Annotated in this window: 24 protein-coding genes; 15 read left to right on the top strand and 9 right to left on the bottom strand. The window is 68.9% G+C overall.

Features of this window, described 5'->3' with window-relative positions; genetic code table 11:
* Positions 1-232 precede the first annotated feature (232 nt).
* From MUG96_RS09240 to MUG96_RS09220, 5 genes are read right to left on the bottom strand one after another with little or no spacing between them, the layout of a single operon-like run.
* Complete coding sequence (locus MUG96_RS09240; RefSeq protein WP_246981763.1) at positions 233-898, bottom strand: HAD family hydrolase; 666 nt, start codon at positions 896-898, stop codon at positions 233-235.
* A gap of 40 nt (positions 899-938) precedes the next feature.
* On the bottom strand, positions 939-1799 hold the full coding sequence (locus tag MUG96_RS09235; protein ID WP_246981761.1) for a DUF2250 domain-containing protein: 861 nt from the start codon (positions 1797-1799) through the stop codon (positions 939-941).
* Positions 1799-1972: a hypothetical protein gene (locus tag MUG96_RS09230; protein ID WP_246981753.1), complete on the bottom strand. Its 174-nt coding sequence runs from the start codon at positions 1970-1972 to the stop codon at positions 1799-1801. Before MUG96_RS09230 ends, MUG96_RS09235 begins: the two co-directional genes overlap by 1 nt.
* 24 nt (positions 1973-1996) lie before the next feature.
* Positions 1997-2806, bottom strand: coding sequence for an ion transporter (locus MUG96_RS09225; RefSeq protein WP_246981752.1), 810 nt, complete (start codon positions 2804-2806; stop codon positions 1997-1999).
* A gap of 57 nt (positions 2807-2863) precedes the next feature.
* A complete protein-coding gene (locus MUG96_RS09220; protein WP_246988596.1) occupies positions 2864-3151 on the bottom strand; it encodes a helix-turn-helix domain-containing protein in 288 nt (95 codons plus the stop codon).
* Positions 3152-3245: 94 nt separating this feature from the next.
* Here MUG96_RS09220 and MUG96_RS09215 point away from each other — a divergent pair, with 94 nt between their 5' ends.
* Positions 3246-3665: a universal stress protein gene (locus MUG96_RS09215; RefSeq protein ID WP_246988595.1), complete on the top strand. Its 420-nt coding sequence runs from the start codon at positions 3246-3248 to the stop codon at positions 3663-3665.
* A gap of 30 nt (positions 3666-3695) precedes the next feature.
* Here MUG96_RS09215 and MUG96_RS09210 read toward each other — a convergent pair whose 3' ends face one another.
* A complete protein-coding gene (locus MUG96_RS09210) occupies positions 3696-4217 on the bottom strand; it encodes an HTH domain-containing protein (RefSeq protein ID WP_246988594.1) in 522 nt (173 codons plus the stop codon).
* A 157-nt stretch (positions 4218-4374) separates the two neighbouring features.
* Here MUG96_RS09210 and MUG96_RS09205 point away from each other — a divergent pair, with 157 nt between their 5' ends.
* Positions 4375-4935, top strand: coding sequence for a type IV pilin domain-containing protein (locus MUG96_RS09205; protein WP_246988593.1), 561 nt, complete (start codon positions 4375-4377; stop codon positions 4933-4935).
* Positions 4936-4985: 50 nt separating this feature from the next.
* On the opposite strand, the gene MUG96_RS09200 is transcribed toward MUG96_RS09205, so the two are convergent.
* Complete coding sequence (locus MUG96_RS09200) at positions 4986-5639, bottom strand: helix-turn-helix domain-containing protein (RefSeq protein ID WP_246988592.1); 654 nt, start codon at positions 5637-5639, stop codon at positions 4986-4988.
* A 457-nt stretch (positions 5640-6096) separates the two neighbouring features.
* On the opposite strand from MUG96_RS09200, the gene MUG96_RS09195 reads away from it, so the two are divergent.
* From MUG96_RS09195 to MUG96_RS09145, 11 genes are read left to right on the top strand one after another with little or no spacing between them, the layout of a single operon-like run.
* On the top strand, positions 6097-6777 hold the full coding sequence (locus MUG96_RS09195; protein ID WP_246988591.1) for a hypothetical protein: 681 nt from the start codon (positions 6097-6099) through the stop codon (positions 6775-6777).
* Positions 6774-7466 carry a QcrA and Rieske domain-containing protein gene (locus MUG96_RS09190; protein WP_246988589.1) on the top strand — a complete coding sequence of 231 codons (693 nt, stop codon included), beginning with the start codon at positions 6774-6776 and terminating at the stop codon, positions 7464-7466. Before MUG96_RS09195 ends, MUG96_RS09190 begins: the two co-directional genes overlap by 4 nt.
* Positions 7466-8884: a cytochrome b gene (locus tag MUG96_RS09185; RefSeq protein ID WP_246988587.1), complete on the top strand. Its 1419-nt coding sequence runs from the start codon at positions 7466-7468 to the stop codon at positions 8882-8884. The genes MUG96_RS09190 and MUG96_RS09185 overlap by 1 nt, the downstream gene beginning before the upstream one ends.
* On the top strand, positions 8881-9069 hold the full coding sequence (locus MUG96_RS09180) for a DUF8120 family protein (RefSeq protein WP_246988585.1): 189 nt from the start codon (positions 8881-8883) through the stop codon (positions 9067-9069). The genes MUG96_RS09185 and MUG96_RS09180 overlap by 4 nt, the downstream gene beginning before the upstream one ends.
* The gene (gene narG / locus MUG96_RS09175) at positions 9062-12133 is read left to right on the top strand and encodes a nitrate reductase subunit alpha (RefSeq protein WP_246988583.1); all 3072 of its coding nucleotides are present in this window, start codon (positions 9062-9064) and stop codon (positions 12131-12133) included. Before MUG96_RS09180 ends, narG begins: the two co-directional genes overlap by 8 nt.
* A complete protein-coding gene (gene narH, locus MUG96_RS09170) occupies positions 12130-13209 on the top strand; it encodes a nitrate reductase subunit beta (protein WP_246988581.1) in 1080 nt (359 codons plus the stop codon). The genes narG and narH overlap by 4 nt, the downstream gene beginning before the upstream one ends.
* Positions 13202-14047 (top strand): ethylbenzene dehydrogenase-related protein, encoded by an 846-nt coding sequence (locus tag MUG96_RS09165; RefSeq protein WP_246988579.1) that lies wholly within the window; start codon positions 13202-13204, stop codon positions 14045-14047. The genes narH and MUG96_RS09165 overlap by 8 nt, the downstream gene beginning before the upstream one ends.
* Complete coding sequence (locus tag MUG96_RS09160) at positions 14034-14732, top strand: molecular chaperone TorD family protein (RefSeq protein ID WP_246988578.1); 699 nt, start codon at positions 14034-14036, stop codon at positions 14730-14732. The genes MUG96_RS09165 and MUG96_RS09160 overlap by 14 nt, the downstream gene beginning before the upstream one ends.
* Positions 14729-15661, top strand: a complete 933-nt coding sequence (locus MUG96_RS09155; protein WP_246988576.1) for a DUF8068 family protein — start codon at positions 14729-14731, stop codon at positions 15659-15661. The genes MUG96_RS09160 and MUG96_RS09155 overlap by 4 nt, the downstream gene beginning before the upstream one ends.
* Positions 15658-16494, top strand: a complete 837-nt coding sequence (locus MUG96_RS09150; RefSeq protein ID WP_246988574.1) for a HEAT repeat domain-containing protein — start codon at positions 15658-15660, stop codon at positions 16492-16494. The genes MUG96_RS09155 and MUG96_RS09150 overlap by 4 nt, the downstream gene beginning before the upstream one ends.
* Before the next feature lie 2 nt (positions 16495-16496).
* Entirely contained in the window at positions 16497-17870 is a 1374-nt protein-coding gene (locus MUG96_RS09145) for a P-loop NTPase (protein ID WP_246988572.1), read from the top strand.
* Between the two features lie 12 nt (positions 17871-17882).
* On the opposite strand, the gene MUG96_RS09140 is transcribed toward MUG96_RS09145, so the two are convergent.
* Together MUG96_RS09140 and MUG96_RS09135 are read right to left on the bottom strand one after the other, a co-directional pair.
* Entirely contained in the window at positions 17883-18026 is a 144-nt protein-coding gene (locus MUG96_RS09140; RefSeq protein ID WP_246988570.1) for a hypothetical protein, read from the bottom strand.
* Positions 18027-18177: 151 nt separating this feature from the next.
* On the bottom strand, positions 18178-19149 hold the full coding sequence (locus tag MUG96_RS09135; protein WP_246988569.1) for a quinone oxidoreductase family protein: 972 nt from the start codon (positions 19147-19149) through the stop codon (positions 18178-18180).
* A gap of 154 nt (positions 19150-19303) precedes the next feature.
* Here MUG96_RS09135 and MUG96_RS09130 point away from each other — a divergent pair, with 154 nt between their 5' ends.
* Both MUG96_RS09130 and MUG96_RS09125 read left to right on the top strand, forming a co-directional pair.
* Entirely contained in the window at positions 19304-19762 is a 459-nt protein-coding gene (locus MUG96_RS09130) for an RDD family protein (protein ID WP_246988567.1), read from the top strand.
* Between the two features lie 98 nt (positions 19763-19860).
* Positions 19861-21093 carry an acyl-CoA dehydrogenase family protein gene (locus MUG96_RS09125; RefSeq protein ID WP_246988565.1) on the top strand — a complete coding sequence of 411 codons (1233 nt, stop codon included), beginning with the start codon at positions 19861-19863 and terminating at the stop codon, positions 21091-21093.
* Positions 21094-21103 lie beyond the last annotated feature (10 nt).

Genomic DNA, 21103 nt, shown 5'->3' with positions numbered 1-21103 from the left:
GGTTGCAACGAGTGAGTGGTCCCTGGACGGCCGAGCAGCCCGGCCGGGCGCGTCGTCCTCGGAGGCGATACCGAACGGACGCTGGAGCCGAAACACGCAGCCCCCGAGCCACCGGACTCCACCCGATACGCCCCGAGCCGCGCTATCTCCACCCGAAGCGGTACCGTTTTCTCTACGTTTGCGTGTGTTTGACACAGTTCTCTCGGGGGGTCGTCCCGTCGCGCCCGCCCTCTCAGTCCGGCCTGCGAAGCCGCTCGACGCCCGCGCGGAGACTCTCTACCTCGTAGGTCGGCTCGACGGACAGCGAGCGCTCGGCGTTGTGCGGGCGCCGCAGAAAGGCCACGTCGACACCGGCCCGGCGTGCGGCCTCGACGTCGCTCTCGCTGTCGCCGACGTACAGCGGCCGTTCGATCCCGAGGTCGGCCATCGCGTCCGTCAGGAAGTCCGCCGCGGGCTTTTTCCGGTCGAGACTCGCCAGCGTCGGCTCGCGGGCGCGGACCGTCCCGAAGACGTCCGCCAGCCCGTGGTGGGCGAGTACGTCCTCGACGATACGAGTCTGGTTGTTGCTGACGACGCCGAGCGGCAGGTCGACCTCGGTGAGTCCGTCCACGTCGTCGTATGGCGTCTTCCGTCCCTCGCGGGTCGCCGTCCGGAGCAGCCGTTCGATCCGGTCGTCTCGGTGGCGCCACAGCGTCGCCGGTTCGACGTCGTAGGTCCGCCCCAGGCGCCGTACGTCGGCGGGGTCGACGCCGACGCTGATCGCGTCCACGTCCGCCGGGTCCGGGTCGGTGATACCCGCGTCCGCGAGGGCGTCGCTGGCCGCGCGCCGGAGGCTGGCCCGGTCGGCCAGAGTCACGATGACCCCGTCGTGATCGAGCAAGAGTCCGTCGTAGCCCATCACCAGTTACTCCGGCGCTAACCACCTGAAAACATCGGTTTCAACCCAGCTCCCGGAGCAGTTGCTCCGCAGTGTCGGTCGTGACGTAGTAGGTGTGTTTCCGGTGGGTCTCGTCTTTGGGCTTCAGTTTCCGCTCGCTCCCCTTGATCGTGCTGCCCTCGTAGGTCGTGACGAGACCGACCCGGCGGAGCGCCCGATAGCAGTGGCGGGCGTGCTCGAAGTCCATCCCGAGCTCCTCGGCGGTCATCCGCGGGTAGTCCGGGCCGCCACGCGCCAGCCGCTCGGCGATGCGCCTGCCGTCGGGGAGGTGCCGGAGGACGTTTCGTTTCCCCTCACGATCACCGAGGAAGCGCAGGAGGTGGTCGCCCTCGCGGGAGAGCCGGTAGTAGGTGTGGTGCTGGCGCACCTCGTCGGCTTGCTTGGCCTTGACGTTGCGCTGTTTCACCGTGCCCGACTCGACGCGTTCGAGCAGCCCCGCAGTCTCCATGCGGCCACAGAGTTCCTCGACGTGACCGCGCCCGGCGTCGAGGTGGCCGGCCATCGAGCGCGGGTAGTTACCTTCGACGGTATCGAGGTGGGAGAGGACGAGGTAGGCGACGGGGTCGGCCGGGAGCGGGGCGAGTTGCCCGACGACCTCGCGCTGTCGTTCGAGTTTTTCCTCCAGTTCCGAGACGCGTTCGTAGCGGGTTTGTGCGTTGGCGGCGGCGTCCGCGTCGAGGTCGAGCGTGACCGTGATGTCCTCGCCGCGGGGCGTCTCCAGCGCGAGGTCGAGTTCCCGGTCGTCCCAGTGGTCGCCGTCCTCCGAGCGGGCCCGCTCCAGTGCCTCCTCGACCCGCTGGATGCGGGTCATGATCGTGTCCGCCTCGCGGCGGAGTCGCTCGATCTCGGCCTCGGAGACCATCACTTCGCGAAGTAGCTGGTGAAAAAGCCGGACAGGAACGCCGAGAGTCCGACGGCGAGGGCCATCTCCGAGAGGTCCCAGGGGCCGTCCTCGTCGTCGGCCATCGCGACGGTGACGCCGACGCTGATCACGAGCGAGATGATACCGTTGACCGTGTGTTTCGCGAGTCCCATATCCGTCCCGTGGGCCGCCAGCGTCTAGAGGGTTTCCCCGTCGGTGGCGTCGCGGTCGTCGGAGAGGGTGTCCCCGCACTGCCGGCAGTACCGGTCGCTGCGGGCGACGGCCTGTCCACAGCGAGGGCAGTCAGCGTCGGGGGCGTCGGGGTCGGTCGAGAGGTCCCGGAGGCGACTGGCCTGCCACGGGATGAGAACGAACCCGACGAGAACGGCGGCGACCGTCACCCAGCGGCCGGCCACCGTCACCGGGACGATGTCGCCGAACCCCACCGTCGAGACCGCGATGACCGTGTAGTAGAACGCCTCGCCGAAGTTCTCGATGCCCGGGTTCGCCCGCACTTCCACGGCGTAGACGAACCCGCTGGTGATGAAGAAAATCAGGAAGATCGTCACCGAGAGTTCGACCCGACGGACGGTCCGCTGGTGGAGCGTCCGGCCGAGCACCTGACGCTCGTCGACCAGCAGGCGCAGGAACCGGAACACCCGAAGCGTGTGGAAGCCACGCAGGAAGCCCACGTTCGCACCGCCCAGGGCGAACACGGGGAGGACGGCCACGAGGTCGACGACAGTGAAGGGGTCGGTCACTTCCCCCCGCGGGTCGTCGGCCGAGTACACCCGGGCGACGTACTCGCCGAGGAACACGACACCGAGTCCCAGTTCCGCCACTCGAACGGCCGTCGGGTACGGCGCCGGGAGGTCGTACGTCGAGACGACGTACAGCGCGATGAAGACCGTGTTGAGCGCGTAGAGGACGGCGTTGGTCAGCCGTCCCGGGCGCGTCTCCCGGTCGCGCAACAGGAACCCGATCCGGTCCAGCAGACGGACGATCATCGAGACAACGCCCACCACGTCGCCCCCGCGAATAACTGTTGATATGCCGACCGCGGCTCACTCCTCGCCGAACGGGTCGGTCGTGTCCCGCGTCCGGCCCCCATCGTGTTCACGGTCCTCGTCGAGCGTCGCCTCGCGGCCGGCCGCGGTCAGCCGCCAGCGCCGGACGCCGCGGTGGGTATTGAAGCCGACGAACCCCTGGAGGGCGAGCTGCTGGAGGTGCGTCGTCAGGTACGGTTTCGGCGCGTCGAGGGTGGCGGCGAGTTCGGCCGTCGGCACCGCCGTCCGGTCGAACCGCGCCAGCGCCGCGAGCACCGAGTCGCCGGTCAGCGCGTCCAGTCCCATACCCCTCGTCAGGGCGGCCGGGGGCACAAGCCTGGCGGTCACCTGCCGACACTGGGAAATCGGGATTTAAGCCCGTCGGCCGTGGAGATGGTGTATGGCAATCCTCGTCGCCTACGACGGGTCGCTCCCCGCACAGAAAGCGGTCGAGTACGCGGTTCGGGAACACCCCGACAAGGAACTGATCTTCCTGCGTGTCGCCGAGGCCGCGAACGGCTCGCTGGAGGCCGGCTTCAACCTCCTCAAAGAGCAGTTCACGGAGGAACGCGAGGAGATCTCGGATCGCGTCCAGGCCGAGGTCACGGACCTCCTCGAGGAATCGGACCCCGAATTCACCGTCGAAGTATCGGTCGGCAAGCCGGCCCGCGAGATCGTCGAGTACGCCGAGGAAAACGACGAGGTCGAGGGGATCGTCGTCGGGAGCCACGGCCGCGACGGCGTCTCCCGTGTCCTCCTCGGCAGCGTCGCCGAGAAAATCGTCCGTCGGGCGCCCTGCCCGGTGACGGTCGTCCGGTAACGGACGCCAACAGCTCGCGTCCGCGGGTGGTCAGGCGGTCAGTTTCGGTTCCGGCTCGAGCAGCGGCTCGGTCCGGTCGACGGTGACGGCGTCGAAACTCGTCAGCCAGTCGGCGTCGCCACGGTCGAACGCGTCGAGCGCGTCGCCGACGGCGTACGCCCGCTCCTCGTCAGTGCAGGGGAACACGCCCTCGATGCGGTCGCCTTCGTAGATGGCGAGCGCGATGACCGGGAAGACGACCACCTCGTCGACGCGATTCAGGCCCATGTACGACCGCGTGCGCCGCTCGAAGGCCGGTTCCAGCGAGAAACCGTTCCGCTCGGCCCACTCCCGGAACTCGTCGTGGATCGCCAGTGCCCCGTCGCGGGCGTCCTCGGCCCGGGTCCGGATACGCTGCCACTCCCCGGCCACGATGGACTCGCTGAACGTCCCGTTTGCCTCCAGGCGTTTCACGCGGTTCAACACCTGTTGCTGTGCGTCGAACGTCCCGTAGGTGTCCCCGCGGAGGTACAGTTCCGCCCGCAACCCCGAGTCAGTCGTCGTGTGTGTCATACGACGAACGTCGACTCCCTCCGTATTAATGCCTGCTGTCCACGTTCCAACACTTGTGGGTGGCTTGCGTGCGCGATTCGGCGGTCGGCCGGGACCGGCGCTGAGCTCCCGTTCGAATCGGTTCGACGGGAATTTACCGCCGGGAGGCCAGACAGGAATGCTTCGCGGGTCCACGCGCGGTGTCACGCCGGTCGTCTCCGAGGTGTTGCTGATCGCGGTCGTGGTCGTCGTCGCGACGACGGTCTCGGTGTTCGCGCTCGGGGTCGGCGAGGAGACACGCGAGCCCGCGCCCGCCGTCGCACAGTCGAGCGGGACGTTCGTCGCCTTCGAGGACGGCTCGGACGAACAGATCGTCCGCATCACGCACGTCGCCGGGGACCGCATCCCGATCTCCGAACTGGAAGTCGTCGTCGACGCTACCGACGCCTGCGGGAAGGCGGGACGGCTGGTCGACCTCCCCGTCGACGGGGCCGGCGGCAACGCCATCGCCGACAGCAACATCGACGGCGACGATATCCTCGACCAGCGACCGCCGTACCTCGGCGGGCCGGACCTGGGCGTGCTCACCGGATCGTCGTTGGCGGCCGGCGAGTACGTTGGGTTCCGGCTCTCGAAAGGCGAGTGTCTCGTCGAACCCGGCGACGAGGTGGTCGTCCGACTCGTCCACGCGCCGACGGACGCGGTGGTCGTCAGGGAACGGCTGGTCGCGGACGGCTGACCGGGACTACCGGCGGACGGTCGTCGGCGACGGTCGACGAGGTGACTCGTTCACGCGTCGGACCTGCCGTTCGGTTCGTCGGCGAGGAGCGCGTCCATGAGTTTCTGCTGGGCGGCGCCCAGATGCTCCGCGAACGTCGCCTGTGCGATACCGAGTTCGTCGGCGACTTCCGAGCCGTTCGCCCGCTTCGGGTGTTCGAAATACCCCATCCGGTGGGCGGTTTCGAGGATCTCCCGCTGTCGGTCCGTGAACGAACTTCGGTCCAGCAGGATCGGGTCCGCGTCGGCCAGCGCGTCGTCGGAGTGTTTGAGACAGCGGATACGGACGGAGTCCGCGGTCGTGCGGAGCGAACTGACGACGCTCCGGAGTCCTTCGAGGTTTGGCGCGATGAAACTGAGGACGAGCGTCCCGTTGGCCGCCCGGACGTCGCGGACCGGACAGCCCAACTGCTGGATTCGCTCGCAGGCACAGTTCAGGTCCGCCTCTCTGGTGGTCCGGTACACGGTCTCCGATTCGTTGCTGAACACGCGCCGTGCCTCGACACTGTCGTCGAACCGGTCGTCGGTCGTCACCTCGACGGGGACCTGCCCGTCCATCGGTCTGCCCTGTGAGACCGACGTGATCCGTGTCCCCTCGCTGAGCGACGACACTGGACAGCACTCCGGGTCCGCCACGGCCACTTTCGCCAGGACGCCGCCGTTCATATTCGCCCAGTCCACGGTTGGAATAATATACGTTTCCCCGAACCCGTCGAATCCGACGAGCAAAACGGGTGTGACCGACCGAGGCGGTGCCTGAACGGCCCCGTGCGTCCGTTTGCGCCCGGTTCGTCGACCGAAAAGCCGCCGAGGATCGGAAGCACGGTGTGTAGAGTGCGGGCACCCGTGAGTTCGTCCGTCCGGGCCTGCATCTGGACGCGTTCCCCGGACTTTACGGCGCGGCGTACTGCCGATCCGGCCCCGGTTCTTTAAGCCCCTCTATTTGATGGGTCGTGATTCAACCTCGGCCTCTACGAGGTTCACATGTATCGGAACCGAGAGTACTCCATCCGCCGTCGAGTCCCGGACCCGGACGGTCCGCGGCGGACCGGGTCGTATCGAACCGGAAACGCCGATTGACCGGTAGTCGGCTCTCGGCCGCGTTCGAGGGCCCCTTCCCACCATGCAATACAGGACACTCATCATCCTCCTGGTGGTCGCCGCCGTGCTCTTGCCGACGTGGTACGTCGCGATGCACGGCGAACCACCCGCCGAAGAGATCGAAATCGACCAGAGCGTGAGCGAGATACAGCCACTGGCCGGCCCGCTGGACACGCCGACGAAACTCTCGCCCAGTCAGGTCGGCGTCATCGTCTGGGTGGCGCTGTTCGCCCTCGTCGGCGTGGTCGCCGGCTTCCATCGGTTCATGAACCGGGCGGCGCGGCCGGACGCCGACGAGCGGGCGACGGCGGCCACGGACGGCGGGCCCGCGAGCGGAGCGAGCGGGGCCTCGTCGGAGCATCGGCCCGACGGCGGTCCCGAGAGCGGGGCGAGCGAGACCTCGTCGGGCCACCGGCCCGACGGCGGCGTGTCGTTGCCGTGGATCGAGACCGAGACCCGCTGGCTCGTGGAGTACTATCCTTCGAGCGACGCCATCGAGGGGCTGATCGCCATGGGCGGGCTGACGGCCCTCTCGATCACGTTCGCCGCGCTGTTCACCGGCGAGTACCTCACTCTCGCCCGCACCCAGTACTTCGGGCTGTACGCCTTCGGGATGTTCATGTCACTGACCGGGCTCACGGTGTCGTACTACGCCTGGTTCATGCCCCACGTCGAGGTCGCCGAACGGAGGGACCACGGATGACCGGGACCGACGACGGCTCGTCCGCCGACGAGGTGCCGACCTCTGGGTGGCCCGACGCCGACGACGGCTGTGCCTGTGAGGGTGGCGACGGCGGCCACCGGCCGAGCATCTACCAAAACTTCTACGGCGACCACCGCGCCGAGATGGAGCGCCGCGACTACGCGAAGGCGCTGGCGACCATCGGCGGGCTGACTGCCATCGGCAGTCTCGTGGCCCCGCTCTCCGGGCTCTCGAAGGTGTTCGAGCGGGAGTACACCGGTCCCGTCTACTCCGACGGGGTCGCCCTCGTCGACGGCGAGGGCAGTCGGATCGAAGAGGGGCGGCTCGGCGAGGGCGAACAGCTCACCGTCTTCCCGGAGAGCCACCCCGGCATCGAGCGAGCGCCGACCCTGCTCGTGCGCTTCGCGGAGGGCGAGTACGGCGGCGAGACGAAATCCGAGTTCACCGTCGGCGGGTACGCTGCCTACTCGAAGGTGTGTACCCACGCCGGCTGTATGGTCGCCGACCGCGACGGGACGACGCTGGTCTGTCCCTGTCACTCCGGGCGGTTCGACCCGCTCTCGGGGGCGATGGTCACCGGCGGCCCGCCGGCGCGGTCGCTCCCGCAGCTCCCGATCACGCTTTCCAGTGACGGCTATCTGCTCGCGACCGGCGACTTCGAGGGGGCCGTCGGCCCCGGGGGTGCGTGATGAGCCGCCGTGAGCGCCTCTACGGCTGGTTCGACGACCGCCTCGATCTGAGCGGTGCCCAGTCGTTCCTCGGGAAGGCCTTCCCCGCAGAGGACTCCTTTCTCCTCGGCGAGGTCGCCCTGTTCTGTTTCCTGATCCTCGTGCTGACGGGCGTCTTCCTCGGCTTCTTCTTCGAGCCGAGCACGAGCGACGTGGAGTACGAGGGCAGCGTCGCCCAGTACCAGGGAGAGGACCTCCCCGAGTCCTTCGCGAGCGTCCTCAACATCACCTACGACGTGCCCTTCGGGATGTTGATCCGGCGGATTCACCACTGGGCGGCCCACCTGTTCATCGCCTCGATGGCCCTGCACATGTTACGGGTCTTCTTCACCGGGGCCTACCGGAACCCCCGGGAGCCGAACTGGCTCGTCGGGACCGGCCTCGCGGGGCTGTCGATGTTCGCTGCCTACACCGGGTACGCGTTGCCGTTCGACGAGTTCGCCAGCACGGCCGTCGGCATCGGCTACAACGTCGCGCTCTCGATCCCACTGGTCGGCGAGACGCTGGCGTTCATCGTCTTCGGCGGGAGTTTCCCCTCCAGTGCGACGATTCCGCGGCTCTACTTCCTGCACATACTGGTCCTGCCGCTGGCAATCGCGGGACTGCTCGTCCTCCACATGGCGATTCTGATCCGGCAGAAACACACCGAGGCCCAGCGCGACGAGGACGTGGATGGACGCGAGCAGGTAGACAAAGACGACGACAGCGTCGTGGTGGGCCTGCCGGCCTTCCCGAACCAGGCGGCGGTCAGCGCCGTCGTGTTCTTCCTGACGCTGGCGACGCTGTCGCTTTTGGCCGGCTTCCTGCCGGTCCACAACGTCGCCGCCTACGGGCCGAACGACCCCGCGTCGACGCCGAGCCTCATCATGCCAGACTGGTTCCTGATGTGGGGCTACGGCTTCCTGAAGCTCGTCCCGTCGTGGATGAGCATCGACCTGCTGGGCGTCCACATCAGCTCGGAGTTCATCGGCGGCCTGCTGTTGCCCGGGCTGGTCTTCCTCGCGGTCGCAGTGTGGCCGTTCATCGACTACGAGGAGGACCCGGTCCACTTCACCGCGAACCCGCTGGAGCGGCCGTGGCAGACCGGCGTCGGCGTGGCTGGCGTTACGTTCATCATGATCGCCTCCATCGCCGGCATGGACGTCCTCCTGGCCGAAATCGTCGGGATGCCGACCAACGACCTCAAACCGTTCCTGATTGCCGCGCTCGTGGTCGTCCCGCTCGTCACGGGGTTGATCACTTACGCCACCCTCGGCGGCTTCGGCGGCGGGGGCGGTGGCTCGGAGGCCGCGCCGGCCACCGACGGCGGCAGGGCGAGGAACGGCCCGGCAGCGGACGGGACGGACGACGGCCCGGCCGCCGAGGAGGGGTCGGAATGACGACGCATCGCTCGCTGGCGCTGTCGCCGGCACAGTACCGCTGGCTCGACCGGGTGAGCAAACTCGCCGGTGTCGCGCTGATCGCCGCCGGCCTCGACGTGGGCGGCGACACGGCGCTCGGCATCGGCCTGGCGGCACTCGGCGTGGCCTGTGGCCTCCTGACGGTGGTGTTCGACAATGAGTGAACGAACCGAACGGAACGACGACACGAGGGACGGGACGACAGACACTGGGGCGGACGGAGCGGACGACACCGCGACGGACGGCGGGACTGACGCTGCCGCGGATAGCGGAACGGACGCCGCGGCGGAGTCCACACCCGACGCCACAGCGAACGGGCTGGACACGGCCCGCCGTGACTTCCTGAAGGGACTGGGCGCCGCGGCCGCCGTCGGCGCGACCGGGCTGAGTCTCGGCCAGGACGGCACGGCGATGACCGACCTCGAGATCGTGGACGACCCCATCGGCTCTTACCCCTACCGCGACTGGGAAGACCTCTACCGCGAGGAGTGGGACTGGGACTCGAAGGCACGCTCGACTCACTCGGTCAACTGCACCGGGAGCTGTTCCTGGCAGGTGTACGTCCGTAACGGCCAGGTCTGGCGCGAGGAGCAGGCCGGCGACTACCCCAACTTCGACGAGAGCCTTCCGGACCCCAATCCGCGGGGCTGTCAGAAGGGGGCCTGCTACTCCGACTACGTCAACGCGGACCACCGCATCACCGAACCGCTGATGCGGGTCGACTGGAGCCGCGACGAGCCCAATCCCGAGGGCCGCGGTGAGGGGCAGTGGAAGCGCGTCTCCTGGGACGAAGCCCTGACTGCTATCGCCGAGGAGGTCATCGAGACGGTCCAGGACGAGGAGTACGACGCCATCAGCGGCTTCACGCCCATTCCGGCGATGAGCCCCGTCTCCTTCGCCTCGGGGTCCCGGCTCGTCAATCTGCTCGGCGGGCTCTCCCACAGCTTCTACGAGTGGTACTCGGACCTGCCCCCCGGACAGCCCATCACGTGGGGGACCCAGACCGACAACGCCGAGAGCGCCGACTGGTACAACGCCGACTACATCATCGCGTGGGGGTCGAACATCAACGTCACGCGCATCCCAGACGCGAAGTTCTTTCTCGAAGCCCAGTACAACGGCACGAAACGCGTCGGCGTCTTCACGGACTACTCACAGACCGCGATCCACTGCGACGATTGGCTCAGCCCGGAACCGGACACCGACACCGCGCTCGCGCTCGGGATGGCCCGGACCATCGTCGACGAGGGACTGTACGACGAGGCCCACCTGAAGGAGCAGACCGATATGCCCCTGCTGGTGCGTGAGGACACCGGGAAGTTCCTCCGTGCGAGCGAGGTGCCCGGCCTCGGCACGAACGTCGAAGACCCCGAGAAGACGTTCGTCATGCAGGACGCCCAGGGGAGTCTCCGGGTCGCACCGGGTTCGCTCGGCGACCGCGACGGCCAGCACGACGCCAGCGCGAGCATCGAACTGACCTTCGATCCGCAACTGGACGTGTCCCGGACGGTGCAGGCCACGGGCGGCGAGGTGTCGGTCACGTCGGTCTGGAACAACCTGAACGAGGAGCTGTCGAACTACACGCCCGAGTACATCAACGAGGAGACCGGCGTCGGGCGGGAGACCCACCAGGAGATCGCCCGCGAGTTCGCCGAGGCGGACAAGGCGAAGATCATCCATGGCAAAGGCGTCAACGACTGGTACCACAACGACCTCGCGAATCGCGCCATCCAGTTGCTCGTCACGCTCACCGGCAACCTCGGCGAGCAGGGGACCGGCCTCGACCACTACGTCGGCCAGGAGAAGATCTGGACGTTCCACGGCTGGCAGACTCTCTCCTTCCCCACCGGGTCGGTCCGCGGGGTCCCGACGACGCTGTGGACCTACTTCCACGGCGGTATCCTCGACAACACCGACCCCGACACCGCCCAGCGCATCCAGGAATCCATCGACGAGGGATGGATGCCGGTCTACCCATCCGAACGCGAGGACGGCACCCGACCGGACCCGCGGCTCATGTTCGTCTGGCGGGGCAACTACTTCAACCAGGCCAAGGGCAACGTCGCCGTCGAGGAGGAACTGTGGCCGAAACTCGACATGGTCGTCGACATCAACTTCCGGATGGACTCGACGGCCCTCTATTCGGACATCGTGCTCCCGGCGGCGAGCCACTACGAGAAACACGACCTCTCGATGACGGACATGCACACGTACGTGCACCCGTTCACGCCCGCCGTCGAGCCGCTGGGCCAGTCCAAAACCGACTGGCAGATCTTCCGCGAACTCGGCCAGAAGATTCAGGAGATCGCCGAGGAGCGCGGTATCGACCCGGTGCCCGACCGCAAGTTCGACCGCGAGATCGACCTCCAGTCGATCCACGACGACTACGTGCGCGACTGGGAGGACGACGAGGAGGGCGCGCTGACCGAGGACCGCGCCGCGGCGGAGTACATCCTCGAGCACTCCGCGGAGACCAACCCCGACGGTACCGACGAGCAGATCACGTTCGACGACGTCGACGACCAGCCACAGCGGTTCCTCGAAACCGGGGACCACTGGACCTCACCCATCGAGGAGGGCGAGGCCTACGCGCCGTGGAAGCAGTACGTCCGGGACAAGGAGCCGTGGCCGACCTTCACCGGCCGCCAGCAGTACTACATCGACCACGACTGGTTCCTGGACCTCGGCGAGGAACTGCCGACACACAAGACCGGGCCGGTCCTGCAGGAGAAAGAGGACTACCCGCTGCGATACAACACGCCCCACAGCCGGTGGTCGATCCACTCGACGTGGCGGGACAACTCGAAGATGCTCCGCCTCCAGCGTGGCGAACCCACCGTCTTCCTCAACCCCCAGGACCTGGATGAACGGGGCATCGAGGACGGCGACACCGTCCGGGTCTACAACGACCTCGCCGACGTGGAAGTCCAGGCCAAGTCCTACCCCAGCAGCGAGCCAGGGACGGCACGACACTTCTTCTCCTGGGAGAAGTTCCAGTACCCGGATCGGGAGAATTTCAACTCGCTCGTGCCGATGTACATGAAGCCGACACAGCTCGTCCAGTACCCCGAAGACACCGGGGAACACCTCTATTTCTTCCCCAACTACTGGGGGCCGACCGGCGTCAACAGCGACGTGCGCGTCGAGGTGGAGCCGGTCGACGGGGGCGACGGGAGCGCAGGTGGCGACGACGACTCTGCCGCCGACGGCGGAGGTGAGAGCCAATGAGTTCCCAGGACCAGTCGGGGGACGGAAGCAGCGACACCCCGGAGGGCATCGACCTCGCGGAGGGCGTCGACCACCAGGTCGCGATGGTCATGGACCTCAACAAGTGCATCGGCTGTCAGACCTGCACCATCGCCTGCAAGACCAACTGGACAGAGGGCGGCGGCCGCGACTACATGTACTGGAACAACGTCGAGACCAAGCCCGGGTCGGGCTACCCCCGGGACTGGGAGGAGATGGGCGGCGGCTGGCAGTCCGAGGAACACAGCGAGCGCAGCCCCGGCGAACTCCCGGACGAGGAGGAGTACGGCCGGCCGTGGGAGTTCAACCACGACGCCATCTTCTACGAGGGCAGCGACGAACCGCTCCGCCCGATGGACCAGGCCGAGTGGGGCCCCAACTGGGACGAGGACGAGGGCGCCGGCGAGTACCCCAACTCCTACTACTTCTACCTCCCACGGATCTGCAACCACTGTACGCACCCCTCCTGTGTGGAGGCGTGTCCACGGTCGGCGCTGTACAAGCGCGAGGAGGACGGCATCGTCCTCGTCGACCAGGACCGCTGTCGGGGCTACCGCTACTGCGTCGAGGGCTGTCCGTACAAGAAGGTGTACTACAACGCGATGACGAAGAAGTCGGAGAAGTGCATCTTCTGTTACCCGCGCATCGAGGGCGAGGGGCCGGAAGGCGAGGTCCGCGCGCCGTCGTGTGCCGAGGACTGCCCGCCGCAGTTGCGGATGGTGGGTTTCCTCGACGACGAGGACGGCCCCATCTACAAGCTCGTCGAGGAGTACGAGGTGGCGGTCCGGCTCCACCCCGAGTACCGGACGGAGCCGAACGTCTACTACATCCCGCCCTTCGCCCCGCCACAGCACTCCGAGGGCGGGGAGTCGCTCGACGCCGAACGCATCCCGCGGAACTACCTCGAAGAGCTGTTCGGCCCGGCGGTCAACGAGGCGCTGAACACCATCGAGCGCGAGCGGAACAAGGTCCAGCGCGGCGAGGAGAGCGAGGTCATGGAACTGCTGACCCGGAACCGCGAGGACAAGTACCGGCTGGAGGTGTTCGACGATGGATGACAGGACGCTCGCGGCGGTCGCGCTCGTCGCCGTCGCCGTGCTCGCGGGGACGGCCCTCCTGCCGGCGGTCGTCTCGGCGCGCCCGGCGTTCGCCATCCCGGTTCACTACAGTACGGGCGGCGACGCGGGGACGCTCCAGCAGCCCACCGGTGCGGGCTGGGCGGACGCCCCCGCGGTGACGGTCCCGCTCGGGAGCGCGGCGAGTAGCGTCCCCGCCGCGGACAACACGAGCGTCGAGCGACTGAACGTCGAGGCGGCACGGACGAACGACCGGCTCTACCTCCGGCTCTCCTGGGCCGACGCCACCCGGGACACCACCACGGAACCGATACGCGGGTTCGCCGATTCCGCGGCCGTCCAGGTGCCGGTCAACGAGAGCGCCCGCCCACCAATCGCCATGGGTGGGGCGGACAATCCGGTCAACGTCTGGTACTGGTCGGGCAGTGGACGGAGCCAGGAACTGGTCGCCGGCGGGCCCGGCACGACGACCTCCTTCGAGTCGTCGCGGGTCGCCACCAACCACAGCTACGAGGACGGCCGCTGGACGGTCGTGGTCTCGCGACCGCTGGCCGCCGACAGCCCGAACCGGACGACGATCCCGACCGACCGCGACCTGGACGTGGCCTTCGCGACCTGGAACGGCTCGAACATGGAGCGGTCCGGCCGGAAGGGCGCGAGCGACTGGTACTACCTCGCGCTCGGGCCCGGGCCGCAGGGACCGCCCTACGAGGCGATCCTCTGGGGCATCGCCGGCGTGGGCATCGTCGTCACGACGCTGGTCACCATCGAGGGCGTGCGGCGAACGCGGAGCGGAGGTGAGACCGATGGCGACGAATGAGCCGGGCGCGGCGACCGACGAGTTGGCAGACGAGGTGGAAACGGACCCCGCCGCCCGCGGGACGATCTACGCGCTCGCGGCCCGGGCGTTCACCGAACCGGACGCCGACCTCTACGCCGCGCTCGACAGCGGCGACCTCGCCGCGGAGTTCGCGACCCTGCTCGACCGCACTGCGCTGGACGTCGAGCCGCCGGACCTGGACATCGCGGACGACCACGACACGGTGCGGGCGCGGTACAACGACCTGTTCGTCGTCGGCTACTCCGAGGTCGTCGACCGGACCGACGGGACCGTCGACAGCCAGGGCCCGCCGGTGTCGCTCTACGAGTCCGATTACCGTCCGGAGGTGTCCTGGAACGACGTGAACCTCGACCTGGCCCGCGCCTACGAGTACTTCGGGTGCCAGGTCGACCAGGACGAGCGGGACAACCACGACAACCTCCGCATCCAGCTGGAGTTCATGGGCTATCTCTGCCGACGCGAGGCGGCGGTCGACCCGGACGTGGTGGCCGCGCGGCTCGACTTCCACGACCGCCACCTCCGGGTCGTGATCGACGGCGTCACGTCGGCGCTGGCCGAGGAGCCGGGAACGGGCTACTACGGCTCGCTCGCGGACTTCCTCGACCGGTTCAGCGACGCGGACGTGGCCGACCTCGCCGCCCGCTGTGGAGGTGACGGCTCGTGAGCAACCGACAGCGGACGACGACCGGAGACGGAACTGGCGGCTCGGCGGCAGCGCTCCTCGCCGGTTTCGACGCGCGGCTTCCCGAGCGGCGACGGGCACGCCGATTCGCCGTCGGCGCTGCCGCGCTCGTCGTCGCGGCCCGACTCGTCGCGACGCTGCTCTACAACGCGCCGTACGACCCGCTGGCCGTGCCGGCCGCGTTCCGTGGCGGGCTGGCGGTGGCGACGACGGCGGTCCTCGCCATCGCGCTGGGCGTCGTCGCGGTCACGGCCCGCCGCCCCGCGGTTCGCGTCGGCTCGCTGTTCGTGGCCGCCTTCGGTCCGCTCGCGGTCGTCGACGCGAGCGCGACTCTGCCGGCGGTCCTGGGCGTCGCGTTCGGCGGTGCGGTCGCACTGGCGGGCGTCGTCGGCCGACCGACGAACTACGTCGAGGGACGGAACGCGGTCGTCGCGGCGGGATTCGCCATCGGCGTCGGTATCTCGCTGTCCAGCACGACCGGCCTGCTCGGTGGCGGCTGGCGGGCCGTCGGCGCCGCGCTCGCGCTCGGATCGCTCGCGGCGACCGGACTGTTCGGGTCGGGCGCACGCCCGGCGGGACGTGACCGGCTGGTCGGCGTCGTCGGCCTCGCGGCCTTTCTCGCCGTCGTCGCGGCGGGCCTCGCCGCCCCCTACGTCTTCGGGAGCGTCCTGCTCGTGGGCTTCGCGGTCGTCGGCGTCCCGCATCTGCTGTTCGCGCTGGCGGTGGCCGGCGGCGTCGCCGCGGCCGTCGGCGCGCTCCGTCGGCGCGCGTTCGTCCCCGCGTTCGGTGCCGTCCTCCTGCTGGCGGCCGGCGCGCCGGTGACGCTCCCACGGGCGACGGCCGTCCTGCTCGGTGCTGTCGTCGTCCTCTCCGACGCGATGCCTTCGACGGAATCGGGGGTGACGACATGAGGGACCCGGAGGAGGCGACGGACGGGCCGACCGACCCGCGGGTCCATCCCGAGCAGAGCCCGGGGTTCGGCGAGGACCCCGAGGGGCTGGAAGACATCGAGGTGAGCCGCGACATCACGATCGGCGAGGCGACGCCGCGGGAACTCCAGGCGACGGACCTCACGCCCATCGTCGGCGACAGCGCCGCCGAGAAGATCGAAGACCTCGTCGCCGGTGACCACGTCGAACGGCGCCGCGCCGCGCTCGGTCTCGGCGAGGAAGGCCACGACCCGACCGTCGTCGAGGCGCTGGTCGAACACGGCCTGACGGATGCGGACGACGACGTGCGTCAGTTCGCCGTCGAGTCACTCGGCAACCTCGGCGGCGAGCGGGCGGCCGAGGCCGCCATCGAGACGCTCGGCGACGCGGACCCCTGGGTCCGCGCCGAGGCCGTCGTCGCGCTGGACCGTATCGACCGCGTGACCTACGAGTCCCACATCGAGGCCGCGCTCGAAGACGACCACCACGCCGTCCGCCGGAACGCCTTCGTCTCGCTGTTCAAACTCCGCGGCGAGGGCCTGCGGGACGTGCTGCTCGAACACACCCACGACGACAGCGAGCGGGTTCGCGAGTGGGCGGCCCACCTGCTCGCGGGCGTCGACGACGAGGGCGCCGACGAGCGCCTCGAAGCCATCGCGAACGACGAGAGCGAGCCGAAAGTCGTCCGCAGCACGGCCGCCCGGGCGCTGGACCAGGACCCCGGGAAGTTCCGGCGACAGTTCACCGGCGGCACGGAGAACGACGGCGCTGCCCTCCCCGGCGAGGACCGACTCAACCGCAAACCAGACCTCTGACCATGACCGACGAGACACCGGCGACGGAGCAGGAATCGAGCAGGGAGGTAACGACCGACGACGGCACCGCGACCGACGGAGGCGCTGCCGCCGACGGGAGCGTCACCACGGACGACGTGGAGGCTGCGCTCAGGCAGGTCCGCGACCCGGAAGCGGAGGTCCACGTCATCGAGGCGGGACTCATCGAGAACATCCACGTGACCGACGGGCGCGTCACCGTCGAGGCGGACCTGCAGGACTTCCCGCCAGGGGAGGCCGAGGCCGTGACGAAGACGATGATGCGTGCCGTGAACGACGTGCCCGGCGTCGAGCGTGCCCACGTCGAACACGTCGGCTCGGTTCCGGACACGACCGACCGGGACGTGGGAGTCGAGGCCGCGAACCGCGTCATCGCCGTCGCGAGCGCGAAAGGCGGCGTCGGCAAGACCACCGTCGCGACGGCGCTGGCCTGCGGCCTCGCCGCCGACGGGCGGGACGTGGGCCTGTTCGACGCCGACATACACGGCCCGAACGTCCCCGAACTGCTCTCGATCAGCGGCCCCGTCCACTCCGACGAGGACGGGAACCCGATTCCCGTGGCTGTCGACGGTACCGACGAGGATAGCGACGCCGACGCGGGCAGTCTCGAAGCCATGAGCGTCGGCCTGCTGTCCTCCTCGGCGCCGCTGGCCTGGCGCGGCGCGATGGCCCACGACGCCCTCTCGGAGCTGTTCGAGGAGACGGCGTGGGACGACCCGGACACGGTCGTCCTCGACCTCCCGCCGGGGACCGGCGACGTGGCGCTCACGACGCTCCAGGAGGTCCAGGTCGACGGCGTCGTCTTCGTCACGACGCCGTTCCACGCCGCCGTCTCCGACACCGTTCGCTCGCTCCAGCTGTTCGAGGAGAACGACGTGCCGGTGCTGGGAATCGTCTCGAACATGGGCGAGTTCGTCTGCGACGAGTGTGGGGCCGCCCACGACCTCTTCGACGGCGGCGACCCCATCGCGGCCCTCGACGCGCCGCGGCTCGCGGACGTACCCTTCACCGACGACCTGCAATCGACGTTCCGCCCATCGGCCGCGGCCCTGCCGGCGCACGCGCGTGACCTCGCGACCGCGGCGGCGGAGCGACTCGACGAGATCTGGTCGGTCGAGGTCCCCGACCACGCGGTCGACCTCCGTGGCCTGTCACCCGAGGAGCGTCGCGAGCGCGTCCGTGACTCGTTTACCAGCATGGACCCCGGCGCGGAGTTCCTGGTGGTCAGCGACCGCGACCCCTCACCGGTCCGTGGCTATCTCGACGAACTGGCCGACGGCAACGCTCCGGTCGACGACGCGGCAGTCAAACGGCACAACCCCGAGACGTGGTTCTTCCGGGCGACCGTCGCGGCCTGACGAGTGACCCGTTCACTCGATCTCGTACCGAGCCACGTCCCGCGAGCCACAGGCTGGACAGCGCGCGGTCGGGCCGTCGAGGGTCGTTCCGCATCGGCGGCACTCGCGGAAGTCGTGCGTCGTCCGGCCGACGGCCCGCTTCAGCGTCCCGAGCATGGCTACCCACGACTGAGGACTCGACCGCTAAATAGGCCACCCGACCGCGCCGGAAGTGAAAACCGCAGGAAGTGGTGACGATACGCGACCTCCCGTCAGTCGACCGTCAGACATCCGTCGATGGGCGTTCAGGCCTTCGGACCGATCCGACTCACGGCTCGACGACGAGTTTCCCGAGGAAACTCTCTTCCAGTACCGCGCGGTGGGCCTCGGCGGCCTCGTCCAGCCCGTAGGTGCGGTCGATGGTCACGTCGAGGCGACCCTCCGCGAGGAGGTTGCCGATGCGGTCGAGGATCGGGCCGATGTCCGGCGCGTCCGAATGGGTCGCGAGGTTCGACATACTCATCATGTGGACGTCGAGTTCCGCGGACCGCGCCGCGGCCACGTCCGGGAACGTCGCCGTGTCGCCGGCGATGGCGACGATATCGCCACCGAACCCCGCGGCTGCCACGTCCGTCCCGAGGTACGTGTCGGGCATGTGGTCGAGGACGGCGTCCGCGCCGCCGGTGGCGTCGCGGGCCGCGTCCGCGAGGTCGTCGCGCCCGTAGTCGAGGACCGTTCCGGCCCCCAGGTCCCCGAGCGCGTCGTGGTACTGCGGGCGGGCCGTGGCGACCGGCGTCGCACCCAGAGCGTCCGCGAGGCCGACCGCGACGTGGCCGACGCCGCCGTTGCCGCCGTGGACGAGGGCCGTCCCGCCAGGTTCGAGTCCGGCGTGGTGGACCAGCGCTCGCCAGGCGGTGACGCCGACGAGCGCGACTGCAGCACCATGCTCGAAGGAGACGCCCTCCGGGAGGTGTGCGAGGAGATCGGTCGGCACTGCCGCGTACTCGGCGAACGAGCCGCCCGCGAACCGCCCGGTGTGGAGACCGGTCGCGAACACGCGGTCCCCCTCGGCGTAGTCGTCGACGCCCTCGCCGACCGCGACGACGGTGCCGGCGAGGTCCGAGCCCGTCGTCTTGGGCAGGCGGGGCAGGCCCGCGGCCCGGAACTTCGCGTCGACGGGGTTGACGCTCGCCGCCTCGATCTCGACCAGTACGTCGCCGCGGCCCGGGTCGGGACGTTCGATGTCTTCGAGGTCCAGCACGTCCGGGTCGCCGCCCTCGTGATATCGTACGGCTCGCATACCCGTCCGTGGGCCGGGAGTACCATAGTGATACCGCCCAGGTGACCGCCGGTCGGGACCGGTCGACGGGTCCCACTGGGCCTTTCGCAGCGTTTCGCGCCGAGAAACTCTGCCTCCGGTTTGTAGGTCAGGCCCTCCCACCTCCCGACTGCACATGAACGACACTGGCAGTCCGAAGGAGTGTGGCGTCGGTATCAGGGGTATCGCGATGGCGATCGACTCGATCGTGTGGCTGCTCCTGTTCGTCCTCGCGGTGTCGGTCGTCGGCGCGCTGACCGGTCAGATGGAATCGACCGCGACCGGGGTCGACACGAGTCTCGAAGGCACGCCCGCTGCCATCGGCCTGGTACTCTGGCTCGGCCTCGCGACCGGCTATCACACGCTCATGGAGTGGCGGTTCGGCAAGACCGTCGGGAAGTACCTCGTCGGGATTCGAGTGACGAGCGACGGGTGGTCGACACCCACTCTCCGAGCGTCGCTCGTGCGGAACCTCCTGCGACTGGTCGACTGGCTCCCGCTGTTCTATCTCGTCGGCATCGTCGCGCTCGTCCGCTCGGGCCGGAAGAAACGCCTCGGCGACCGCGTCGGCCACACCGTCGTCGTCCGGACCTGAGCGCCCCCTCGCGCCCGGCTGCCGCCGAACGACGACCCGGCGTGCCCCGGTCGACGGTGGACACAGACTTACGTTCCCCCGCCGCGAGGGGTGGTGGTATGGAGTACCACGACTCCGAGAAAGCGAAAGAAGTGGCGACGCGGGTCGAGGCGTTCATGGACGAAGAGGTCCTGCCCCGGGAGCGCGAGGCGCTCCGGACGGGCGACCTGATCTCGTTCGACGAACTCGCGGAGTACTGGGAGATGGCGAAGGAGCGCGACCTCTTCGCGCCGCAGGTGCCCGAGGAGTACGGCGGACAGGGGCTGGACTTCCGCGATATGTTGCCCTCCTTCGAGCAGGTTGGACGGTCGCTGTTCGGGGCGCTGGCTATCCGGGCGAACGCGCCCGACGAGGGGAACATGCACACCCTCGAGATCGGCGGGAGCGAGCGCATCAAGGAGGAGTACCTCCGGCCGCTGGTCCAGGGCGAGAAGTGGAGCGCGTTCTCGATGACCGAGCCGATGGGCGGCGGCGGGTCGGACCCGAAGATGCTCCGGACCACCGCCGAGAAAGACGGCGACGAGTGGGTCATCAACGGCCACAAGTGGTGGAGTTCGCAGGCGAAGATCGCCGACTTCCTGCTCGTGATGGCTCGCACCGACCCCGACGCTCACCCCTACGAGGGCACCTCGATCATCCTCGTCCCCAAGGACACCGACGGCGTCGAGATCGTCCGTAACTATCCCGTCCTGGGCGGCCACGGGGTCATGGAGACGGAGTTCGGCCACGCGGAGGTGGCATACGACAACGTGCGGGTCCCGGTCGACAACACCATCGGCGAGGAGGGCGGCGGCTTCCGACTCGCACAGCTCCGGCTCGGCGGCGGCCGGCTGACTCACTGTATGCGGTACTGTGGGATGGCCGAGCGGGCGCTGGACGTGGCGAAGGCCTACATGACCGAACGGGAGGCGTTCGGGTCGACGCTCGCGGACAAGCAGGCGCTCCGGCACCGCATCGCCGACGCCGAGACGAAACTCCACGTCGCGCGGACGGCCTCGCGCCACGCCGCGCGGGAACTCGACAACAGCGACGCCCGCATCGAGGTCGCGATGGCGAAGACGTTCACCGCGAACGTCACCAACGAGATCATCGACCTCGCGGTGCAGTGCTGTGGTGGGAACGGCATCGCGAAGGACCTCCCGCTCGCGCACTTCTACGAGGAGGTCCGCCCGTTCCGTATCTTCGACGGCGCCGACGAGGTCCACCGCCGGACCATCGCCCGCGACGCCTTCGAGGACGTCAAGACGGAGGAGGTCGAGCACGTCCTCCGGTTCGGCGAGCCACACCGCTGAGAATCGGGAC

Origin of the sequence: Halorientalis marina, from assembly GCF_023028345.1 — an archaeon.
Lineage (GTDB): Archaea > Halobacteriota > Halobacteria > Halobacteriales > Haloarculaceae > Halorientalis > Halorientalis marina.
This window is presented reverse-complemented; position numbering and strand designations above follow the sequence as displayed.